Here is a 20,408-nt window from a genome sequence, read left to right on the forward strand (position 1 = left end):
ATAAGTGCCTTGAAAAAAACCTAACTATTTAATTTCACAACACCTTCCCCTTTCTTGTTTTTTATGATAGAAATTCAGGAGTAAGGCACTAAAACGGCCAGATATTATCAAGTGTCCGCATCATCCAGCCGGGTTCCTGTTTGTCACTGACTGCCCCTTTGCCGGTATAGGTGATGCGTGCGTTCAGTATCTTATTTGAGCTGACCGTGTTGGCGGCTGTAATGTCAACGGGCCTGACAATTCCGGTAAGGTAGATAATCTGGACCTCATTGTTGACCATAACTTCCTTTCCGCCCCTGATTTTTAGCTGGCCATTTGGGTATTTACCGACGACCTGGGTGGTGAGGGATGCCGTCAGATCCTCCTTGCGGGTGGTCGTTCCATTACCGTCAAAGCCATTTTTAAAATCGGCCTTGACCAGGTTAGAGAGATCAACAGGATTATGGCCGTTCCAGATCTTATCATTTTCAAGACCAAAAAAATTGGGAATGGACGCAGACATGCTGGTTGTACGATCCGTTTTGGTGGAGGCCTGTTTTGAGGCACTGGCCTGCTCTGAAATAAGTACGGTTACAATATCTCCGATATTTTTCGCCTTTCTGTCGGCAAACATGGAACTGTTTCTTTCACTCCAGATGGATCCGCTTTCCTTTGCTATTGAATCACCTGTCTTGATTTCCTCCAGAGGTTCCGGGATGGTTGCAATTCTGGGTGGGGGAGAAGCACAGGATGTCAGGAAAACAAGGACAAGTACATTGAGTATGATTTTTGAAACAGCAAGGGTTTTCTTCAATTTATTCATTTTACAGCACCACCTCCACCAGGCCGGCGGATGCGACCCGGCAGTAGATTATTTTATTTGAACTGATGTTCTGTACACGAATCATCTGATCCTGACGTCCATCATTTCTCGCGATACCAACAGCGGACAGGAACATGGCACCATGGTGGAGAACAATTTTTACACGTTGTCCTCTTTTTATGACAGGGCGTGCTTCTATCATCGCGGTATTGATGACAGAACCTTCTCTGAGACTTCGTTTTAATCTCTTTCCAAAGAATTTATTAATATCTGTACCAGCAGATGAAAACTTGCCGAGATCTCTTGTTGCCAGGGTAAGATGGCTTCTGTTTAAAATTGTACCTTTTGATAACCTGGTCGCAGCAATAACCACCGGTGCCAGAGCTTCAAGTTTTCCTTTTATGGACATGTTTTTGGCTACGCGATCATTGACCCTGAAAATAATTGAGAAACGCGAACTCCCAAGAATTCGAGGGTTGGATGGTACAACTTCATAGGTGAGTTTTCCGGCAGGCAGGGTAAAGGGAATCGGAAGGGCACCGGGATTAAAATGAATTTCAGCGTCTGGCAGGTTCCTTTTATTTTTTTCAAGATATTCGTCTATGATTTTCAGGATTTTGGTGGGTCCGATATAAATGCCGAGTCGACTCAGAGAGACTGAGGGAGAGCCTTTCCAGAGGGTGTTATCCGGTAAATCCAATGTTGTGAGCAGATAGTTTTTGATCCGCAGTGAACGAAGAGAAACAGTTTCTCCCGGCAGAGGAGCCTGGCCGATTACCTGGGATGCCAGAGCCCGGCTGAACTCTGAATCTTCATCAAAATCAACAATATCACCAAGGGTGATGGATCTACCGTTTACAGTAGCATTCTTCCTGAAGGTGATCTGCAGACCATAGGCAGGTACGGTTGTTGAAATAATGAAAACTATGAGAAGAATTTTTTTGAACATTTCAGAAAAGTTTATCCTATACAAGGTTGTTTGTTGTCTGCATCATTTCATCAGAAGTCTGGATTGTTTTGGAATTGATCTCATAAGCTCTCTGGGTCGTGATCATATTGGCGATTTCCTCAACGATATTAACATTGGAACCTTCAAGATAGGTTTGCAGAAGAGTACCGTATCCATCTTCACCGGGAGTTCCGGTTTGTGCCGTACCAGAAGCGGACGTCTCTTCAAAAAGATTTTTACCAATTGCTGCAAGACCGGCGGGATTGGTAAAGGTTGCGAGTTCCATGGTTCCCAGTTCGGTGCTGACAGTATCGTCGCCAATAAGGGCGCTGACAATTCCGGTTTCACTGATGGTTATCTGTCTGGATCCATCGGGAATGGTAATGGTTGGCAGAACAGGATATCCGTCTGAATTGGTCAATCTGCCGTTGCTGTCTCTTTTGAGAGCGCCGGCACGGGTATAGGCTGTATTGCCGTTTGGCATTTCAATCTGAAGAAATCCATTGCCTTCAATGGCTACATCCAGCTCATTTTCCGTAAGAATAAGATCCCCCTGGGTGAAGATTTTGGTGACGGCGGCAGGCTTGACACCAAGGCCGATCAGAATACCGGTAGGTGATTCCGTGTCGGTGGATGTCTGGCTGCCAGGTACCTTCATGGTCTGGTAGAGGAGATCCTGAAAATCTGCTTTGCTCTTTTTAAACCCCGTGGTACTGACATTGGCGAGATTATTGGCAATGACGTCGATGTTCAATTGCTGTCCATGCATACCGGTTGTACCGGTCCAGAGCGATCTGATCATAATATTCCTCTTATCCTACTGTTCCGAGCTCTTCGAGTTTTTCACCGATGGTGGAATAACTTTTCAATACTTTGTGATATGTTTCGAAAGTTCTCTGATTATCTATGAGTTTTGCCATTTCTGTGGCCATATTGACATTGGAGAGTTCCAGTCTACCCTGGAGCACCCTGTAATTTTCGGCCGGAATTTCATTCCCTCCGTTTTGGAGAGAAAATGTAGTATCCGGTTCCCTTTTCAGTTTTGATGTATCGTCAACATCAACAATAGCCAGTTTTGCAACTTCGGCTCTGCTGCCTCTGGGACCAAGGATGAAAATCGTACCACTGTTACCAACACCTATGCTGCTGGTGTCAGTATCGGGAATGGTTATTTCTGCCCCGGCTTCATCAAGAACCTTGAGACCGTTACTGGTGGTCAGCAATCCTTCTTCGTTTATCTGGAAGTCACCTCTTCTCGTATAGAGAATTCCATCTCTGCCCTGAACCTTGAAAAAACCAGACCCGTTTATTGCAATGTCCAGTGGATTTTCCGTTGGTTTCATTGGGCCGGGAGTAAAGTCGATATAATTCTTTTTTATCCTGTCGTAATTGATTCCTTTTGCGCTATTGGCCTGCTGTTCACCCTTGAGTATGGCTTCAAAGCTGACGGTGGACTTTTTGAAGCCTGTTGTACTGATATTGGCCAGGTTTGCGCTGATATTGGCAATAGACTGTTCTCTTGATATTGCACCGGCAAGTGCGGCATATTTTCCTGAGACCATTGAGTGAATTCCATGTTGAGATTGCTTTTGATTGTTCTGTTATAGTATCGGCAGCACAACTCTTTTTCTTAAACCTAAATCCTGCACTTCAAGAAAAAAGAAAAAAATATTTTCACTGTAGAAACGGATAATTATCATGTCACGGTACGGGCTGTACCATTCACTATCCGAGTGAGATCTTTTTTTCTTTATTCTTTTGCCCTGCGGGATTGGCAATTTCACCGAATCTGCTTCGTTATCAACGGTTTGAAGTATGTTAATACGTCTGCGCCTTTGATACCTCACTTCTTCGATAAACTTGCCAATTGCAGGGTTTAGGTTAAATAGGAAATTCCGGCAATTTTGAACACCAAGGTGTTTGGCGGAACCAGTTTTTTTCAGGTTCCTGCAAGTTTGGCCAGGGCAACAAGCTGTTGTGCTTCATGGGTGGATACAGACAGGATTCCAGCGATTTCCTCAGTACTCATGCCCTGGCCGAGAAGAGAATGAACAAATCGATATCTTTCGGGTGTTGATCCCTTGGCTGGTGAAAGTTGTGATGTAAGTCTTGACTGCTGAAGCCTGGTTGTCAGTTCTGCCTCGCTCAAACTGTTTTGAAACCTGGCAATTCTGTCGTGCTGTTCCCGTATTTTTTCCAGTTCCCTTTTGACCTGTTCATAGCTGTTACTGGTTTGGGTAAGTTGTCGGAGGAGGAGTTCCTTCTCCTTTTTCAGAGAGAGGGCCTTCAAGAGAATACAGAATCCCAGCAGGATGAGTGAAATAATGAGAATATGGTGTGGTGAAATGAAGAAATCCATTTTGGTTTTTCCCCTGAATCAATAACGGGCGTATTTTTAAAAGTAGGTTGGAAATAAGGTTAACTCTCTGATTACCCATGAAATTCAACAAACCATGAGATGAAGTAATTGTACCAGGCGCGGGTCAGTGGAGTCTGGCTTCGACTTTGTTTCTGAGTTTTATCAGGGCCTGGCTGTGCAGCTGGGAGACCCGGCCCTCCGACAGCTCCAGGATTTCAGCTATCTCCTTCTGGGTCAGCTCTTCATAGTAGTACAGGGAGATGACCAGTTGTTCTTTTTTAGATAATTGTCCTATGATTTCCGCCAGCTTTTTCGTCAATTCCTGGTCTTCAATTCTTTTTCCGGGGAGAGCACTGGTTCGCTGGTCAACAAGTGTTTCAAGAAAGGATCTCCCTTCGACGGTATGATCGAGCGTTTCATTCAGGCTGACGCAGCCCAGGTGGCTCACTTCCCCAAGCATTGACTGATACTCTTCCAGGGAAAGATTCATTGCCCTGGCAACTTCGTGGTCCTCCGGGTCTCTTCCCAGTTGCAGTTCGAGGTCAGCAATTGTTTTCCCGATTCTGTTCTGTTTGTCTCTCAGGGAGCGGGAAAACCAGTCAAGTTTTCTCATTTCATCAAGAATGGCACCTCTGATTCTATACTCGGCAAAGGTTTTGAATAATATTTTTTTGCTTGGATCAAATTTATTTGAGGCGTCCAGCAGTCCAACCATGCCGGCACTTTTCATGTCATCCCTGTTCATAAAGGAGGGCACCTGGGTGACCATTCTGCCGACAATAATGTCAACCAGGTAAAGGTTGTCCCGGATAAGGCGGGATCTGTCGTTATTATGAGGATTTTGGTTATAGAGCATCCCTAAACTCTTCCTCCGATTTTAAGCAGTTTCTTCCAGAAAAACTGGATATTTCCCTTGGGATCAACCTGTGTTGGTTCAGAGCAGATACGGCTGGCAAGCTTGGAAAAAGCATTGCTAATTTTTGATCCCGGAGAGAGTTCACTGATGACTTTCTGCTTTCTTATGGACTCGATCATCTGACGATCCTCTGGGATAGACCCCAGATAATCTATGGAAATGTCAAGGTACCTGTTTGCAACCATGGTCAACTTTCGATAGACATCAAGGGCGTCATCTTCCGTGCGAATCTGGTTGACGAGAAGGTTGAATTTTTTTTCGTGATACTGGGTTGAGAGCAGTTTCATCAGAGCATATGCATCTGTAATGGCGGTGGGTTCTGGTGTGGTTACCACCAGAATTTCCTGGGCAGCTGTATTGAAATAGGTGACGTTTTCGGAAATACCTGCTTCAGTATCAATGAGGACATAGTCAAAATGATTATGCATGGAATCAAGTCCATCAAGAAGCCTCATTTTCTGATGGGTGTCAAGGCGGGTAAAATTCTGAATTCCTGATCCTGCCGGCAGGATTTTTATTCCCAGGGGACCATCTACAATTATTTTCTGTAACTCATGGTCGCCGGAGAAAAAATGATTGAGATTATATGTGGGTGTAAGACCGAAGACCACATCGATATTGGCGAGTCCAAGATCCGCATCAAGTATAAGGACACGCTTACCCATTGTTGCAAGTGTGTAGGCAAGATTTGCTACAACCGCGGTTTTACCCACGCCGCCTTTACCACTGGTGATGGAGTAGACACTGGTAACACTCTCGCTGTCATTTTGGAAGGCAGGGGTGTGGTGCTGGGAACTCAAATCTCTCAGTGTCTGTGCCTGATCGCCTGTATTGTGTGATGTATTAGTCATGCATTGGTCCTTCATGTTGGGACATGATGAGTTCCGCTACCTTTTTTTGCGAAATCTCCAGCAGGTCCTCCGGGACACGTTGCCCGTTTGTAACATAGGAGAGAGGGTTACTGTTTTGAATCTGTATGTTCAGCAGAATTCCAAGGTTAGTGCATTCATCAATTTTGGTGAAGATCGTGTGGGAGATCCCAAGAGGTTCAAAGCGCCCGATTGTTTCGAGTAGTTCTTTTTCACGTGTAGTGGCGGAAAGAACCAGATGCTTTTCAATATTGAGTTCCGGATGAAGGAAGGTGGAGAGTTCTTCGATACAGAATTCATCCCTGGGACTTCGGCCTGCTGTATCTATAAGGATAAGCTCTTTATCCCTGTGTTTTTCGATCGCCTGTACCAGCTGATCCGGAGTAATCACAACATCGACAGGAAGATGCATGATTTCACCGTAGACCTTGAGTTGTTCCACTGCGGCGATTCTGTATGTGTCAATGGTGATGAGGGCAATGGATCTGGAAAATCCCGCAAGATAGAAGGCCGCAATTTTGGCCAGTGTCGTTGTTTTTCCAACACCTGTAGGTCCGACAAATGCCATGATGTGCTGACCATCCAGGGTATTGAAATCAGGAGGGGATACTTCTATTAGATCCTGAATAGTTTCAACTATGGCATCTCTGACCAGGTCTTCCATGCACAATTCCTGTTCAGTCAAGCTTTCCCTGAGAAATGAGGCAATGGTTCTTGAAGATTCAACATTAATGCCGCGATTGATTAATAATGAAAGAATATGATCGCCCTGGATCTGCTGTCTCCTGTCATGGTGGAAATTTCCGGAAACCTGCAGACTCTGAGGATTGGTTGTTCCACTGTTTTTTTCAGAACTGCCAATCCTGGATATTTCCCTGGCCAGATCCCTGACCAGATCTTTTAATTCATTGACTTCGCTTCTTATGGAATCACCTGAAGGTTCAGCAGTGTTTGACTGGATGTTTTCCAAATTTTTATCAGCGGACAGGTCAGGATATTTTTGATTTTTTTCATTTTGCTGGGATGAATGTGTGGGAAAAGTGTCATCCACTACACAGTTGAACCCCGAAGCCCTCCTCTTTTTCATTGCAGGCTCCTTTACGGAAAAAGATTGAGTCTCTTCAGAAATGGCAGGCTGGACTGAATCTATTGCAGCGGTAATTTCCAGCATGGGTTTCCCGAGTAGACCCATTTTCCCGTTTTTGATAGTCCTGGTGGAGAGGATAAGAGCATCTGGTCCAAGCTCCTTCTTGACCATCTTCAACCCAGATGCCATATCTTCTGATTCAAATACTTTAACTTGCATCCAGAGTCACCGTACCAAGAGATCTGACCTTCAGGCTGGGTATGATCTCGTTATGGGAAAGAACCGTGAGTGCTGGATAGTAGCGCTCGGTTAAACTGCGAACATGTGGCCTGATCTGAGGTGCTACCAGCAGGGTCGGCCGTGTTGAACCATCAAAAAGTGTGATGGCCTGCCCTATGGAATCGAGAATATTCTGGGCGATTGCCGGATCGATGGCAAGATAGCTACCGGTCTCATTGTGCTGAACCGCATTCTGAATTGCTTCCTCAACAGGTTTTGCCAGGGTTATAACAGGAATAACACCGTCCACTGCAAGTTCACTGCTGATTGTTCTGGCAAGGGCGTGTCTCACATATTCAGTGAGGACTTCCGGATTCTGGGTTACACCGCCCCAGTCTGCAAGGGTCTCGAGAATCGTTCGCAGATCACGGATGGATACATTTTCCTTGAGCAGGTTCTGAAGAACGCGCATGATCGTGCCCAGTGAGACGATTGTCGGTACAAGCTCCTCAACCAGTTTCGGATAGGATTTAGCCAGGTTGTCGAGAAGGCCCTGTACCTCCTGCCTGCCGATAAGTTCATGGGCGTGCTGTTTTATAATCTCGCTGATATGGGTTGCCATTACGGTTGTACAGTCAACAACGGTGTACCCCGCAATCTGAGCCCGGTCTTTTTTGTCTTCTGTAATCCAGATGGCAGGCAGCCCAAAGGCTGGTTCGGTTGTGGCGATGCCCTGGATTTTTTCAGTTACCATTCCCGGGTCCATAGCCATATAATGTCCAGGAAGCATCTCGGCTTCAGCAATCTTGACACCCTTGAGGGAGAAAGTGTACTGGTTGGGTGAAAGCTGCAGGTTATCCTTGATATGAACCGGAGGAACAATAAAACCGATATTCATGGCAAACTGTTTGCGGATTGACTGAATTCTGTTGAGCAGTTCACCATCCTGGGCTGAATCGACAAATGGAATGAGTCCATAACCAACTTCAAGCTGCAGCAGGTCCACATTGAGCATCTCTTCGTAGTTCTCTTCCTGGGCTGCAACTGCTTCTTCAATCGGTTCTTCAACCTGCTCCTCTTCGGCAAGTTTCGCTTTGTCCACCTGGAAAGCGAGAGCAGCCATGGCCAGGGAAAGGATGAGAAAAGGGAAAAAGGGCAGGCCGGGAATAAAAGCAAAAACGAGAAGGATTGCCGAGACAACCCACAAGGCAACCCCGTTTCTTGAGAACTGTTTCTTCAGATCACTGCCGAAGTCCTTTTCTCCGGTGGAACGGGTTACAAGGAGACCGGCGGCTGTTGAGATTATCAGGGCAGGAATCTGGCCGACAAGGCCGTCCCCGACAGTGAGAATAGTATAGTTCGCAGCAGCTTCAGCCATGGGCATACCTTTCTGCACAACACCAATAACAAAACCTGCACCGATATTAATGAGGGTGATAATGATACCGGCAATGGCATCGCCCTTGACAAATTTTGAGGCACCATCCATGGCCCCATGAAAATTTGCTTCGTTGGAAATTTCCTCCCTTCGACTTCTGGCCTCGTCTTCGTTGATGAGGCCGGCATTCAGGTCAGCGTCGATGGCCATTTGTTTCCCCGGCATTGCATCCAGGGTAAAACGGGCGGCAACTTCAGCTACCCGACCGGCACCTTTGGTGATGACCATGAAATTGATCAGGACAAGTATGGCAAAAATAACGATACCGACCACATAATTTCCCCCGACAACAAACTGGCCGAATGACTGTATGACAGAGCCGGCAGCTCCCGGTCCTTCATCACCATGCAGAAGTATCAGACGCGTGGAGGCAACGTTGAGCGCCAGACGAAAAAGAGTCGAAGTGAGAAGAATTGAGGGAAAAATAGAAAAATCAATAGCCTTGACAGTATAGAGGCTGATGATGAGGATCAGCAGGGCAATGGTAATGTTCATGGAAAGGAAAAGATCCAGCACTATGGATGGGAGAGGGATGATCATGATCATCAGAATGGAAACAAGGCCCAGGGAAGCAATAATATCACTTCTTCCAAGCAGCTGCCTGATAGGCAGGTTTGCCAGTCTGTTCTGTACCGTGGTCAGCTCCATTACACCGTTTTTCCTTTGAGTGAATAAACGTGGGCCAGTATTTCAGCCACTACTTTAAATAAATCCTCAGGTATTGATTCACCTATATCCAGGTCATGCAATAATCGCGCCACTGGTGGGTTTTCAATGATGGGAATTTCATGCTCCCTGGCAATTTCCCGGATTTTCATGGCGATAAAATCAGCACCTTTAGCAATCACAACAGGAGCATCCATTTCCTTTGAGTCGTAGCGGACAGCTACGGAAAGATGGGTCGGATTAGTGACGATAACATCTGCATCAGGTACTTCGGCCATCATTCGTTTGCGTGCCATTTCCTGCTGGATAGCCCTGATCTGGGCCTTGATGTGAGGATCTCCTTCACTTTCCTTGAATTCTTCCTTTACTTCCTGTTTGGTCATTTTCATTTTTTCTTCCATTTCCCAGCGAACATAAAGAAAATCAAGAAATGCGATAAAAATGAGAATAGCACAGACTTTGGCGAGTATAAGAGCTGCAATCCTTGCCAGATAAAGAAGTGTTGCTCCGACAGAGGCATGGGTAAGTACCAGGGCCTGGTCAAAATTGGCGAGCACAGTGGAATAGGCAGCCCAGCCGACAAGAATGACTTTGGTTAAAGATTTAATCACTTCAACTAAAGATTTTTTTGAAAAAAATCGGCCAAAACCTGATATCGGATCAAGTTTGGAAAAATCGGGAACAAGAGGCTTGGCAGTGACAAGCCAGCCGATCTGAAAAAAACTGGAAAAAAAACCAATTATCAGTACCAGCAGAAAGAGAGGGGCCAAAAGGAGTCCAGCTTTCTGGATAAGGAACAGGGCAAGGTTGTAAGCGGAAGTTGAAGTGAGAGTGTATTCACCTGAAATATTCCAGAGAGAGGTGAGAAAACGCACAAGCTCCTTCCAGAAAAGAGGCAGGTAGAAGAGCCAGAAAAGTAGCAGAATCGAAAACAGGGCAGCCGTCTGCACTTCTTTACTTTGCGCAACCTGTCCTTTTTTCCTGAAATCTTCCCGGCGTTTCGATGAAGGGGCTTCAGTCCTTTCGCCGCCGGTGGGACTCTCTTCTGCCATATTTATTCACCGTTAATCTGAAAATTTAAGTCTGGAAAGGTATTCAGCCGAAGACGAATTTTCGTAAGTGATCAGGGGCACCGCATATTCGCACGGTCGCGATAGCCCGCATAGTGGGCTATAGTGGCCAGTCACGCCTGTACGAATCTACGGCACCCCTGATCACTTACAAGGTTAAGATAGATGAAAACACAGAGTTACAAATCCTATGACCAGTTACGAATTTTCAATTGCAAAAAATGAACCGAAACTGCAAAACAGTTTAAAAACGAAGGTAACTGAGAAGAGTGAGAAATTTTTCCGGCAAAGTGTCAAATTCTTGTCTTATTGTGACAGCGACGATGTTAAGTGTCAAAGCTATGACAACAAAAGCGGTGCCGATGTTGATGGGAAATGAGAGCAGAAAGACATTCAATTGAGGAAAAACACGGGCGAGTACACCAAGAATAAGGCCGGAGAGAAGAAGTACGGCAAGTACCGGGGCGCTGAACTGCACCCCGAGGTAAAACATATGAGAACCCTGTTCCATGAGAAATGGTATGGCTTTTCCGGAAACATTGAATTGGCCAGGGGGCAGGAGTTCATAGGATTTAACTGCCAGTCTGAGAAAAAGGTGGTGTCCATTGATGGCAAGAAAAATAAGGATGGCAAACACATTCTGAAATTGGGAAATGAGCGCCACCTGTTTTTTACTCTGTGGATCAAAGACATTGGCTGCTGCAAAACCCATCTGGTAACCAATGACTGTTGCGCCGAACTCCACTGCAGTGAAAATGAGCCTGGCTATCAATCCCAGAAGGATACCGAGGAGCAATTCTCCGATGACAAGGAGAAGAAAGGGCAGGGGAGAAAAGTTTACAACTTTTATGGCGCCGGACATCAAGGGAAAAAGTGTCAGGGAAATGGCAAAAATAAGTGCGGTTCTAATACGCATGGGAGTCTGGGCTGAAAAGAGTACCGGAATGGCACCAATAAACCCTGCAACTCTGGCCGTTACGATCAGAAAGACCTGAAACTGCTCTACCGGGATAAGCTGGATGTCCATTTTTCTCGTCTGAAAATCTTGCTGTTGAAGGTCGATTTATCACCATCAGATTTTCATCATTTTTTTATTCAAAGGGTATTAACTTGGAGCATTTTGCTACGGTCGTGCGGCTTAAAGTGTGGTCATGATATCAAAAAGCCCCCTGGTGAAGAGCAGGAGCAGTTTTATCATCCAGGGTCCGAACAGGAGAAAGGTTACAAAAACGGCTACAATCTTGGGAACAAAGGTCAGAGTCTGTTCATTAATCTGGGTTGCGGCCTGGAAGATAGAGACAAGAAGGCCAATGACCATACCGACAATCAACATGGGTGCTGCTGCCATCAATATTGTCTGAACAGCCCTCCTTGCGATTTCAATGGCGAGTTCAGGGGTCATTGTAATTTATTCCTTTTTATGAAGTGAAGACACCATTTCAGATATCAGCCGAAACTTTTTATCAGGGAGCCTACAATCAGGCTCCAGCCGTCCACCAGAACAAAGAGCAAGAGTTTAAAGGGCATGGAAATAATAACCGGAGGCAGCATCATCATACCCATTGACATCAGAATTGAAGCAACGATCATATCTATCACCAGAAAGGGAATGTAAATCATAAATCCCATCTGGAATGCTCTTTTCAGTTCAGAAAGCATGAATGCAGGCACCAGTGTCATGGTGGGAATGTCATCTTTACTGTAAGGTTCACTGTCCAGGGTTATATCGGTAAGCAGGGCAAGTTCGTCTTCCCGGACCTGACTGAACATAAAATCTCTCATTGGAGAAATGGCTTTTTCCAGAGCCTCAGTCTGGTTTATTTTTTCATTCATATAAGGTTGGAGTGCATTTTTATTTATTGCGTTCAGCGTGGGAGACATGATGAAAAAGGAAAGAAACAGAGAAAGCCCGAGAATTATCTGGGTAGGAGGCATGTTCTGTGTTCCCATGGCCTGTCTGACAAAACCGAGAACAATCACGATCCGCGTGAAACAGGTGGTCATCAGGAGAATGGCAGGGGCCACAGACAGAATGGTGAGGATAAAAAGAACCTGAAGCGCACTTGAAACCTGCTGTGGGGTTTGTGCCTCGGCAACACCGAATGTGATTGTTGGCAGAGAAATAGCCTGCGTGGTTGAGTGAATGAAAACACCCGATACAAGTATAATAGCAGCCAGTGTTACAGGGCCGGTATGTATTTTCGGTAATTGATTCTTCATTGTTCCGCTGCCGTGTTTTGCAGGGTTTCCTGAAATGGAGTGCCCTTCTTTTCGGAAAGAGCAGCTAGATGGGTAATTTCGTTGGCACTGATTCCAAGGAGGTGCTCCTCTCCCCTGACTTCAACAAGACAAAGAGCTTTTTTGGCCATGAGTGGTTTAATTTCCAGGATCTTGATTGCTTTGGAAGAATTTTGCTGAAGCAGTGAAAAACGGCGTTTGAACAGGCCATATAGTATAAGGATGAGACCAAGGACCACCAGAAGACCCCATATCATCTGGAAATAACTGTTCAGGCTCCCGAGTTCCACAAGTTGCTCCGATGTTGCTGCATCTGCAGCAGTTGCAGGAAAAAGGATGAAAAGAATAAAGAACTGCTTTACGAAAAAATCGTTACGCACTTTCATCCTTATCCCAGGTTTTCTATTCTGTCTGCAGTGCTGACCACGTCCGTCAGGCGAATCCCGAATTTTTCACCGACCATTACCGCCTCGCCCCTTGCTATAAGTTTCGAGTTGACATAAAGATCGAGAGGTTCCCCTGCAAGCTTGTCAAGTTCGATGACATAGCCTTCTCCCATTTTCAACAGATCTTTCAGAAGGATCTTTGATCTGCCCACTTCAACCGATACCTGGAGAGGAATATCGTAGAGGAAATCGAGTCCCCTGGCTCCATCCTCTGTATCTGAAGGATCTGCACTCGGATGGGGAATAGTGTTTTCCTGGAGAAGTTCTTTGATTTCTTCCGGGTCGGGCCGGCTGTTTTCCTGGTCTACTGTATCCATACTATTTCCTTAATTATCTATACCACTGAGGCTGATGGCCTTGCGGCCATTATGGGTTCCCGGAATGGCTGTAAATTTTACCTGGTCTTCAACAAGAACTTTCAAAGGGCTGTTGGGATCATAGCTGAGCTCAAGGATATCGCCTTTTTTCAGCCCAAGTATCTGAGCTATGGTCAGGTCAAGAATACCGGATCTGGCAGTGACCACGGCTGGCAGTTCCATAATTTCGTCCTCAATGATGTCGGACCAGGTGCTTTTGGTAACCGTGGTTATATTGAGCAGCTCCTTGAGCAGATCACGTAAAGGTTCCAGTGTGGCAAATGGAAAAACCAGTTGTATTTCTCCGGAAAGATCACCCATTTTCACAAGAAAGGTACCGACAATGACTTCGGCCTCTGGCTCAACAATGGAGACCAGTCGCGGATTGTTTTCAAGCTTAATCAGGGTTGAGTTGGTTTCCAGCAACTGTGCAAATGCCTTGTCCAGGTCTTTACAGGCATCAATGAAAAGAGTTCTGAGAACTGTCAGTTCAATTGTTGTGAGATTTCTGTCAAGATGAAGAGGATCCAGTTCGATTGATGCACCCAGCATGATTTCAATCAGTGAAAAAGAGAGTTTGGGATCAAGGATGACCAGAGCACCATATTTCAGTGGAGAGATTTCGATGATACCAATGGCTCCGAGGTTGTTATTGTCCATGAAATAATTCTGGAACTCTGTTGATTCAAGAGAAGTGCGCGTAATCGAGAAGGTACGTTGAAGGTTGTTGGTAAGCGAGGTGGAATAGGTTCGGCAGAACATATCAAGAATAATATCGAAATTGGGAATCCTGAACTGGTCCTTATCCGGATGGACAAGGTTGAAAAGATCAACAGGAGTGCACTCGAGATTTGGAGTCAGTTTGGCATCTTCCTCCAGATCAAGAGAAACCTTGCCCTCTCTGATAGCAGCGAGCAATCTGGCAATCTCTTCTTTATTCAGAATGGGTTCCACAGAATCATCCTCACATTTTACTGGACAACAAAATTGGTAAAATAAATTGATTTCACTTTTCCGGTCTGCAGAAAAGAGTTGAGTTTGCTCAGCAACTCGGCTTTAAGCTGCCTTTTTCCCTGGAGATCCTGGAGTTCTTCATATGTTTTATTTCCTAGCAGAAGAAGGATTGCATCCCGTATCTGGGGCATTCTTTTGGTTACCTCTTCCTTGACCTCTTCATTTGTCAGTTCCACAGTCAAAGAGGCTTTAACATAGTGATTGGCATCTTCACTTATAATATTGACTATGAATTCCTCAATATCGACCATCGGTCCAATTTCCGCACTCTTGGTAAGCTCCGGGACGGGTACTTCAAGACCGGGATCTTTTGGTTCAACCTGGGGCTCCTTTTTCAACATAAAGTAAGCAGCAACTCCACCTCCGATAAGGAGTACAAGGACTACAGCACCGATAATTATAAAGAGTTTTTTCTTACCGCCACCTGCTCCTTCAGCTTTTTCTTCTTCTTTTTTTTCCGCCATGGTTATAATCCTTTAAGCACTTGGAATAATGGATGGGAACTTATAAAGGCATACTCTTTTTCGTTGCTGAGGCAGCCTGCCTCGCTTCAGATGTATTGAGTCGCAGAACAAAATCGACTCTCCTGTTCAATGCCCTGGTGGCCTCATCCCTGTTGGGGACGGCCGGACGACTTTTGCCATATCCTATTGCGGACATTCTATCGAGAGGGAGCAGGTCACCCCGGGTGAAAAATCGAAGCACTGAAACGGCACGGTCCACGGAGAGTTCCCAGTTTCCAAAACTGCTTTTTGATACAGGTCTGTCATCGGTATGCCCTTCAATCCTCAGGTCCATTGGCAAGGGTCTGATAATTTCAGCGACTGTTCGAAGCGTTGGATAAGATTTCGGTGAAATAGTTGCCTGGCCAGGTTTGAAAAGAATTTTATCCTTGACCCTGAGGACAATGGAATTGTCATCTCTTCTCAGGACACCGATTTCATCGCTGAGACGGAGAGTATCGATCTGGGCCTTGATTTTTTCATACATCTCCTTTGATTTCTGCAGTTCGATGGGTGAAAATTGTGTGATGGGCGGAGATGGCAGTACCGGAATCGCATATTCTATATGTGAAGGGGCCGCATGAATCCCAAAGGCATCTTTTATGGAACTTGATGCTTCTGTGAATTTCACCGGGTCCATACTCGCCATGGAGAGCAGAAGTACAAAAAATGTCAGGAGAAGTGTAACCAGATCTGAATAAGTGACCATCCATGCTGGAGCACCGGCCGCGCATTCGCATTTGGTTTCCTTCTGCTCTTCCGGTTGCTGGGTCTGTTCTTCCGACATGGGTTTCCCTCTATTTATTGAACGTTGACTCACGCAGTTTCGGGGCGATAAAAGCGTGGAGTTTCTGTTCCATTATACGGGGGTTCTCTCCGGAGAGAATTGACTGCATTCCTTCAATGATAAGGGTTTTTGTCAAAACCTCCGATGCTGACCTGTTTTTCAGTTTTCCTGCCATTGGGGAGCAGAGGACATTGGCAATAACAGCACCATAGAATGTGGTAAGCAACGCAACGGCCATGGCCGGGCCGATTGCGGCGGGATCATCCATTGTCTGCAGCATCTGTACCAAGCCTATCAGGGTCCCAACCATTCCCATGGCAGGGGCATATGCGGCGATGGAAATGAATATGTCAGCTCCCTTGTCATGGCGTTGCTGGATATATTCAATTTCTGTATTGAGCATGGAACGAAGGGTTTCCGGTTCCTGACCGTCAACCGCCATCTGCATGGCTTTCTTGAGAAATTCGTCTTCAACATCTTCCATGGCTCCCTGCAGGGCAAGAATACCTTCCTTTCGAGCCTTGTTGGCAAATTCCATAAGCTGAATGATCAGATCATTTATGGATATTTCCTTATAAAGAACTGTCTTTTTTGCAACATTGATTGCATCAAAAACATCGCTAAAAGGATAGTGGACAAAGGTGTTGCCAAGGGTTCCTCCAAAAACAATGAGCATGGACGGTGTGTTGATAAAAATCGACAGCGGCCCACCCTGAAGAATCGCCATCAACATCAGACCAAAAGCAGCACCGATTCCGATTATTGTAGAAAGATCCAAAAAAACATCCTCCTGTTTAATTCATGCAGTAAAAAATTCTGAAAAGAGTGAGAAAAGTTCCTTTTCAGTATCATAGGCTTTCATTTCTCAAAACTCAAGAATGCAAAAAATATTCCAGATTTTAATTGAAGTCGGGAGAATAAGCAGGAGGGAGGGCGCTGTGTTGAAGTTGAAGGCTACCCTGAAGAGCAAAGACTCTGTTTTGATAGGGTAAAAAAACAGGATGGAGTATAGTGTACCCCATCCTGACCTGTAAATGTCAAAAAGTTGACTTTAACGTTTGAGGTTTATGAGTTCACCCAACAATTCATCAACTGTGGTGATGATTTTTGAGTTTGCCTGGAATCCTCTCTGAACAGTAATCATTTTTACAAATTCGGCCCCCATATCCACATTGGACTGTTCCAGGGAATTGGTAAACACCTTACCCAGTTCCGGGCCAGGAAGACCAGTGCGTGGGGGGCCGGACAGGCCTGTTTCCGTATAGAGATTACTTCCGGCCAGGGAAAGTCCGTTCGGGTTGATGAATTTTGCCAGGGAAATCTGCGCGATCTTCGTCTGTTCACCATTTGAATACGATGCTACGACTACACCGTCCTGGTCGATTTCCACTCCGGAAAGGTTACCTGCTCCATATCCGTTTTGATCCTGTGAGATAACAACGGACCTGCTGTTGAACTGTGTGGTGTCGAAGGTTATGGTAATGGGGGTGACGGTTGTACCGTTGGCCCAGTCAAGGGCCGTTCCACCGACCGTATCGGTTGGAATGATTGCCGTTGTATCCTGAGGTGGATCAAGAGCCGCGTTAGTGAGGATACCGTCTGCTGTAAAAGTGAGCGGGTTTGTTCCCACATCCTGAATGACTGTGCCATTATCCTGCTTGGCACTCCAGGCCCAGTTCCAGGTATTGTCGGCCGTCTTAATGAAATACGTTGTAAGAAGATGTGGATTGCCCAGGGTATCAAAGACTTGAACCGAAGAGGAATAATTGAAGGTATCCGCATCGGTAATATCAAATGCCGCCATTGCTTTTATAGGCTCGGTGGCGTCAAGATTGGTGTTCAGAGTGAGGGTGGTCGTAGCATTACCGGCAATCAGGCCGGTGCTTCTCACCTGGATGTCAGTTGCGTCTCCAGCCTTGAGTGTGCCGTCCGGGTTAAACTGTTTACCCTGCACTCTGTAACCCTCCGGGTTAGTCAGAAAACCATCTTCGTCAAACCTGAACGCCCCGGCCCTTGAGTAGAATTTTGTGTCATTGCCCTCTTCCTTGAGAACAAAGAACCCGTCCCCTTCGATGGCAACATCAAGGTTTGATTCTGTGGATTCAAAAGTCCCCTGGCTGAAAATATTATCAACCTTGGACATGCCGACGCCTCTACCAACCTGGGACAATCCGCCTGAACCGTTAATCTGTGAAGAAAGAAGATCGGAAAATACAGTTCTGGACGATTTAAAACCAAGGGTGTTTGTATTGGCAAGATTGTTGCCGATGACGCTCATTGCCTGTGAGTTTGTGTTGAGACCACTGACCCCACTGTACAGTGCACTAGAAATTCCCATTATCCTCTCCTTTTCTCAAGAGTCAGTTTATTGTTTTTCTGCATGAAAGTTTTTTCATTTTTTGATTACCAGTAAAACTCAGTCAGATTAAAGATAGGCTTGCTTTGTCAGACTGAGTGTTGCAGGCAAACAGGTTTATTTTCAGTTTATGATATCGTTTACGTCTTGTGCTATGTCGGCAACAGTATCAAGAGTGTTGTCATCCTCTTCCTGGGACTGCTGCTTTTCAGGCTCATAGACACCAAGAATGTTTTTATATAATATTTCACCCGTTTCGGTGATCAGGGTACTGCCTGATTCGCCATCAAGATCAACACCTGTTACCTCAGATCTTACAAGCGGGAGAACACCGACATTTTTTCCTTCAGTTGCTTTGGCACTGATCACTATTGAATACTCACCTGCAGGCGCTTTTTCCCCGTCAGCAGTCAACCCGTTCCAGGTAAGGTAATGATTCCCTTTTTCAAGGTCCTGCCCATTGAGTGTCGCAATTGTTGTACCGTTCAATTGAAGTGCAAGAGTGACCTCTGATGCATTGTCATCAATCTGGTACCCGACGGTTACAGGATCTCCTTTGAATGTGAAGGAGTTGGACTGGTAGGCGACTTCTTTGCCGATGGTATTCAGGGTTGTGAAACGGTCGGAATTTTCAGTTGACTTTACAAGAGATTCCATACCGGAATTCAGGTTTTCAAGTTGTTCCAGGGAGCTGAACTGGGCCAGTTGAGATGTGAATTCAGTTGAATCCTCAGGGTTAAGGGGATCCTGGTTCTGCAGCTGGGCAACGAGGAGTTTCAGAAAATCCTCTTTACCCATACTGGCTTTTTCCTTGGTGTTAGTGTAGCTAGGGCCTGCCGTTGCAGTAGCCTGTCCTATTGATTCCAAAAAACTGCTCATTGATTTCTCCTAAGCCGTGATATTTACACCGGAACGATATTGACCTGTTCCGACTCCTACAACGGCATCTTCAAGTACCTGGGTGAAATTATCCTGTTGGCGTGTTGGAATTGTTTCCTGGGATTGATCATTCTGCTGAGAAAGATGTTGATCGAAAAAATTGAAATCAGCTACTGAATCGGAGTCTGTACTCACTGAAATGTCAGAAAGAGAAAAACCCTGTTCTTCAAGAACAGTGCGCAGTTTAACCATGTTTTTTTCCACAATGTCCTGGACATGTTGATTCTGGGCTAAAACATGGGCTTTGATATTTCCCTCTTTCATCGCAATGTCGATTTTCAATTCTCCCAATTCCGCAGGATGAAGCTTAATGGTAATTTTTGAATCATGTACAGCTCTGTGCATGCGAAAATGGTCAACTACCTGATCCATGACTTTATTTTCATAAACGACTGTACCATTTTGGAGAGTAACCGGTCTGGCAATTGCAGTGGTGTTTTCCGGGCGTACGGTTTGAAGAATCGAAGAAAAATTCTGTAATTCTCCCGGTTGATCAACAGGATTAAAGCTGTTTTCCGAACTGCCGCCTGAACCGGCTTGAAGTTGGTTTCGACTGCCGGTCAAGTCTTCCCTCTGTTCGCCAGGATCGTTGTTCTTATGATTGTTCAGGTTGAGTTTTGTTTCCAGAAATTGACCATGTATATCCTGTCTTAATTGAGGAGTTTTTACAGGAGATTCCTGTTGAGCAGTTTTTAAAGGTGCAGAAAGTTCTGTTTTCTGGAGAGAAATCCCGGTCACAGATCCCTGTATTGAGACAGTTCCCAGGTCATTCCCGGTGGCCACAACCTGCTGGAGTTGAATCATTCCCCTGTTTTCGACAGTATTCTGTTGTGGAACAGTTGCGGGAGTCTGGGGTTCTGAAAATACCTTGAGATCAATGGACAGCTTTTGTTCAGTAGAAATTGTCTGCTGTGGTTTTTGCGGCAATTCACTTTTGAAAGGAGTGTCTTCCTGTTCTTTGGGGAGTTTTATCGCCGCCTGTAAAAATAGATCATCGTTCTGGATAGAAATATTCTGTCTCTGTTCCGATTGTACAGATACTTTTACTGGATGACCGGGCAGGAGATCTTGCAGCTGTTCATCGGCAATTTTTTTACCATCAGTCAGGGGGAGGAACAAAACGATGTTCTTTTCGTCTGTTGTTTCACCAGGTATATCCTGAACTGCAGGGTTGGGAGACTGTTGTACCTGCTGAACTGTTTCAGGGTTACTTTCGGGTTGTGCAGGTTTTTCCTGCCTGTCATCGGTATCTTTTTTATCTAGCCGGGAGACAGCTTTTTCAAGATGAGTGTTGAATTCGCCTTTTTCAGGAATTTCAGCCTGGGACGATGGGGATTGAGCTGGTTGGGGCGTTGTGGGTATTGCCGGAATAAATGCTGTCTGGGTCATAATTT

Annotated in this window: 22 protein-coding genes; all 22 read right to left on the reverse strand. The window is 45.5% G+C overall.

What is annotated here, in order from left to right:
* Nucleotides 1-88: 88 nt before the first annotated feature.
* The 22 genes from LO777_RS06415 to LO777_RS06520 all read right to left on the reverse strand — a co-directional run bounded on the left by LO777_RS06415 (nt 89) and on the right by LO777_RS06520 (nt 20,403).
* Entirely contained in the window at nt 89-802 is a 714-nt protein-coding gene (locus tag LO777_RS06415; protein ID WP_228856701.1) for a flagellar basal body L-ring protein FlgH, read from the reverse strand.
* A gap of 1 nt (nt 803) precedes the next feature.
* Nucleotides 804-1,751, reverse strand: coding sequence for a flagellar basal body P-ring formation chaperone FlgA (gene flgA, locus LO777_RS06420; RefSeq protein ID WP_228856702.1), 948 nt, complete (start codon nt 1,749-1,751; stop codon nt 804-806).
* Nucleotides 1,752-1,767: 16 nt separating this feature from the next.
* Nucleotides 1,768-2,553: a flagellar basal-body rod protein FlgG gene (gene flgG / locus LO777_RS06425; protein WP_228856703.1), complete on the reverse strand. Its 786-nt coding sequence runs from the start codon at nt 2,551-2,553 to the stop codon at nt 1,768-1,770.
* A 10-nt stretch (nt 2,554-2,563) separates the two neighbouring features.
* Complete coding sequence (flgF, locus tag LO777_RS06430; RefSeq protein WP_228856704.1) at nt 2,564-3,313, reverse strand: flagellar basal-body rod protein FlgF; 750 nt, start codon at nt 3,311-3,313, stop codon at nt 2,564-2,566.
* 377 nt (nt 3,314-3,690) lie between these two features.
* The gene (locus LO777_RS06435; protein WP_228856705.1) at nt 3,691-4,110 is read right to left on the reverse strand and encodes a hypothetical protein; all 420 of its coding nucleotides are present in this window, start codon (nt 4,108-4,110) and stop codon (nt 3,691-3,693) included.
* Nucleotides 4,111-4,234: 124 nt separating this feature from the next.
* A complete protein-coding gene (locus tag LO777_RS06440) occupies nt 4,235-4,966 on the reverse strand; it encodes a FliA/WhiG family RNA polymerase sigma factor (RefSeq protein ID WP_228856706.1) in 732 nt (243 codons plus the stop codon).
* 2 nt (nt 4,967-4,968) lie between these two features.
* Nucleotides 4,969-5,877, reverse strand: coding sequence for a MinD/ParA family protein (locus LO777_RS06445; protein WP_228856707.1), 909 nt, complete (start codon nt 5,875-5,877; stop codon nt 4,969-4,971).
* A complete protein-coding gene (gene flhF / locus LO777_RS06450) occupies nt 5,870-7,201 on the reverse strand; it encodes a flagellar biosynthesis protein FlhF (RefSeq protein WP_228856708.1) in 1,332 nt (443 codons plus the stop codon). Before flhF ends, LO777_RS06445 begins: the two co-directional genes overlap by 8 nt.
* A complete protein-coding gene (gene flhA, locus LO777_RS06455; RefSeq protein ID WP_228856709.1) occupies nt 7,191-9,287 on the reverse strand; it encodes a flagellar biosynthesis protein FlhA in 2,097 nt (698 codons plus the stop codon). Before flhA ends, flhF begins: the two co-directional genes overlap by 11 nt.
* Nucleotides 9,287-10,357 carry a flagellar biosynthesis protein FlhB gene (flhB, locus tag LO777_RS06460; RefSeq protein ID WP_228856710.1) on the reverse strand — a complete coding sequence of 357 codons (1,071 nt, stop codon included), beginning with the start codon at nt 10,355-10,357 and terminating at the stop codon, nt 9,287-9,289. Before flhB ends, flhA begins: the two co-directional genes overlap by 1 nt.
* Nucleotides 10,358-10,619: 262 nt before the next feature.
* Entirely contained in the window at nt 10,620-11,402 is a 783-nt protein-coding gene (fliR, locus tag LO777_RS06465) for a flagellar biosynthetic protein FliR (protein ID WP_228856711.1), read from the reverse strand.
* A gap of 111 nt (nt 11,403-11,513) precedes the next feature.
* Nucleotides 11,514-11,777 carry a flagellar biosynthesis protein FliQ gene (fliQ, locus tag LO777_RS06470; protein ID WP_228856712.1) on the reverse strand — a complete coding sequence of 88 codons (264 nt, stop codon included), beginning with the start codon at nt 11,775-11,777 and terminating at the stop codon, nt 11,514-11,516.
* 44 nt (nt 11,778-11,821) lie between these two features.
* On the reverse strand, nt 11,822-12,595 hold the full coding sequence (fliP, locus tag LO777_RS06475) for a flagellar type III secretion system pore protein FliP (protein ID WP_228856713.1): 774 nt from the start codon (nt 12,593-12,595) through the stop codon (nt 11,822-11,824).
* Nucleotides 12,592-12,999 (reverse strand): FliO/MopB family protein, encoded by a 408-nt coding sequence (locus LO777_RS06480; protein WP_228856714.1) that lies wholly within the window; start codon nt 12,997-12,999, stop codon nt 12,592-12,594. Before LO777_RS06480 ends, fliP begins: the two co-directional genes overlap by 4 nt.
* A gap of 2 nt (nt 13,000-13,001) precedes the next feature.
* On the reverse strand, nt 13,002-13,376 hold the full coding sequence (gene fliN / locus LO777_RS06485) for a flagellar motor switch protein FliN (RefSeq protein ID WP_228856715.1): 375 nt from the start codon (nt 13,374-13,376) through the stop codon (nt 13,002-13,004).
* A gap of 9 nt (nt 13,377-13,385) precedes the next feature.
* On the reverse strand, nt 13,386-14,369 hold the full coding sequence (locus tag LO777_RS06490) for a flagellar motor switch protein FliM (RefSeq protein ID WP_228856716.1): 984 nt from the start codon (nt 14,367-14,369) through the stop codon (nt 13,386-13,388).
* 17 nt (nt 14,370-14,386) lie between these two features.
* Nucleotides 14,387-14,893: a flagellar basal body-associated FliL family protein gene (locus tag LO777_RS06495; protein WP_228856717.1), complete on the reverse strand. Its 507-nt coding sequence runs from the start codon at nt 14,891-14,893 to the stop codon at nt 14,387-14,389.
* 40 nt (nt 14,894-14,933) lie between these two features.
* Nucleotides 14,934-15,719: an OmpA/MotB family protein gene (locus LO777_RS06500; protein WP_228856718.1), complete on the reverse strand. Its 786-nt coding sequence runs from the start codon at nt 15,717-15,719 to the stop codon at nt 14,934-14,936.
* A 10-nt stretch (nt 15,720-15,729) separates the two neighbouring features.
* Nucleotides 15,730-16,497, reverse strand: a complete 768-nt coding sequence (locus LO777_RS06505) for a motility protein A (protein WP_228856719.1) — start codon at nt 16,495-16,497, stop codon at nt 15,730-15,732.
* A gap of 273 nt (nt 16,498-16,770) precedes the next feature.
* Nucleotides 16,771-18,057, reverse strand: a complete 1,287-nt coding sequence (locus LO777_RS06510; RefSeq protein WP_228856720.1) for a flagellar hook protein FlgE — start codon at nt 18,055-18,057, stop codon at nt 16,771-16,773.
* 141 nt (nt 18,058-18,198) lie between these two features.
* A complete protein-coding gene (locus tag LO777_RS06515; RefSeq protein ID WP_228856721.1) occupies nt 18,199-18,954 on the reverse strand; it encodes a flagellar hook assembly protein FlgD in 756 nt (251 codons plus the stop codon).
* A gap of 9 nt (nt 18,955-18,963) precedes the next feature.
* Nucleotides 18,964-20,403: a flagellar hook-length control protein FliK gene (locus tag LO777_RS06520; RefSeq protein WP_228856722.1), complete on the reverse strand. Its 1,440-nt coding sequence runs from the start codon at nt 20,401-20,403 to the stop codon at nt 18,964-18,966.
* Nucleotides 20,404-20,408 lie beyond the last annotated feature (5 nt).

The organism is Desulfomarina profundi, assembly GCF_019703855.1.
Taxonomy (GTDB): domain Bacteria; phylum Desulfobacterota; class Desulfobulbia; order Desulfobulbales; family Desulfocapsaceae; genus Desulfomarina; species Desulfomarina profundi.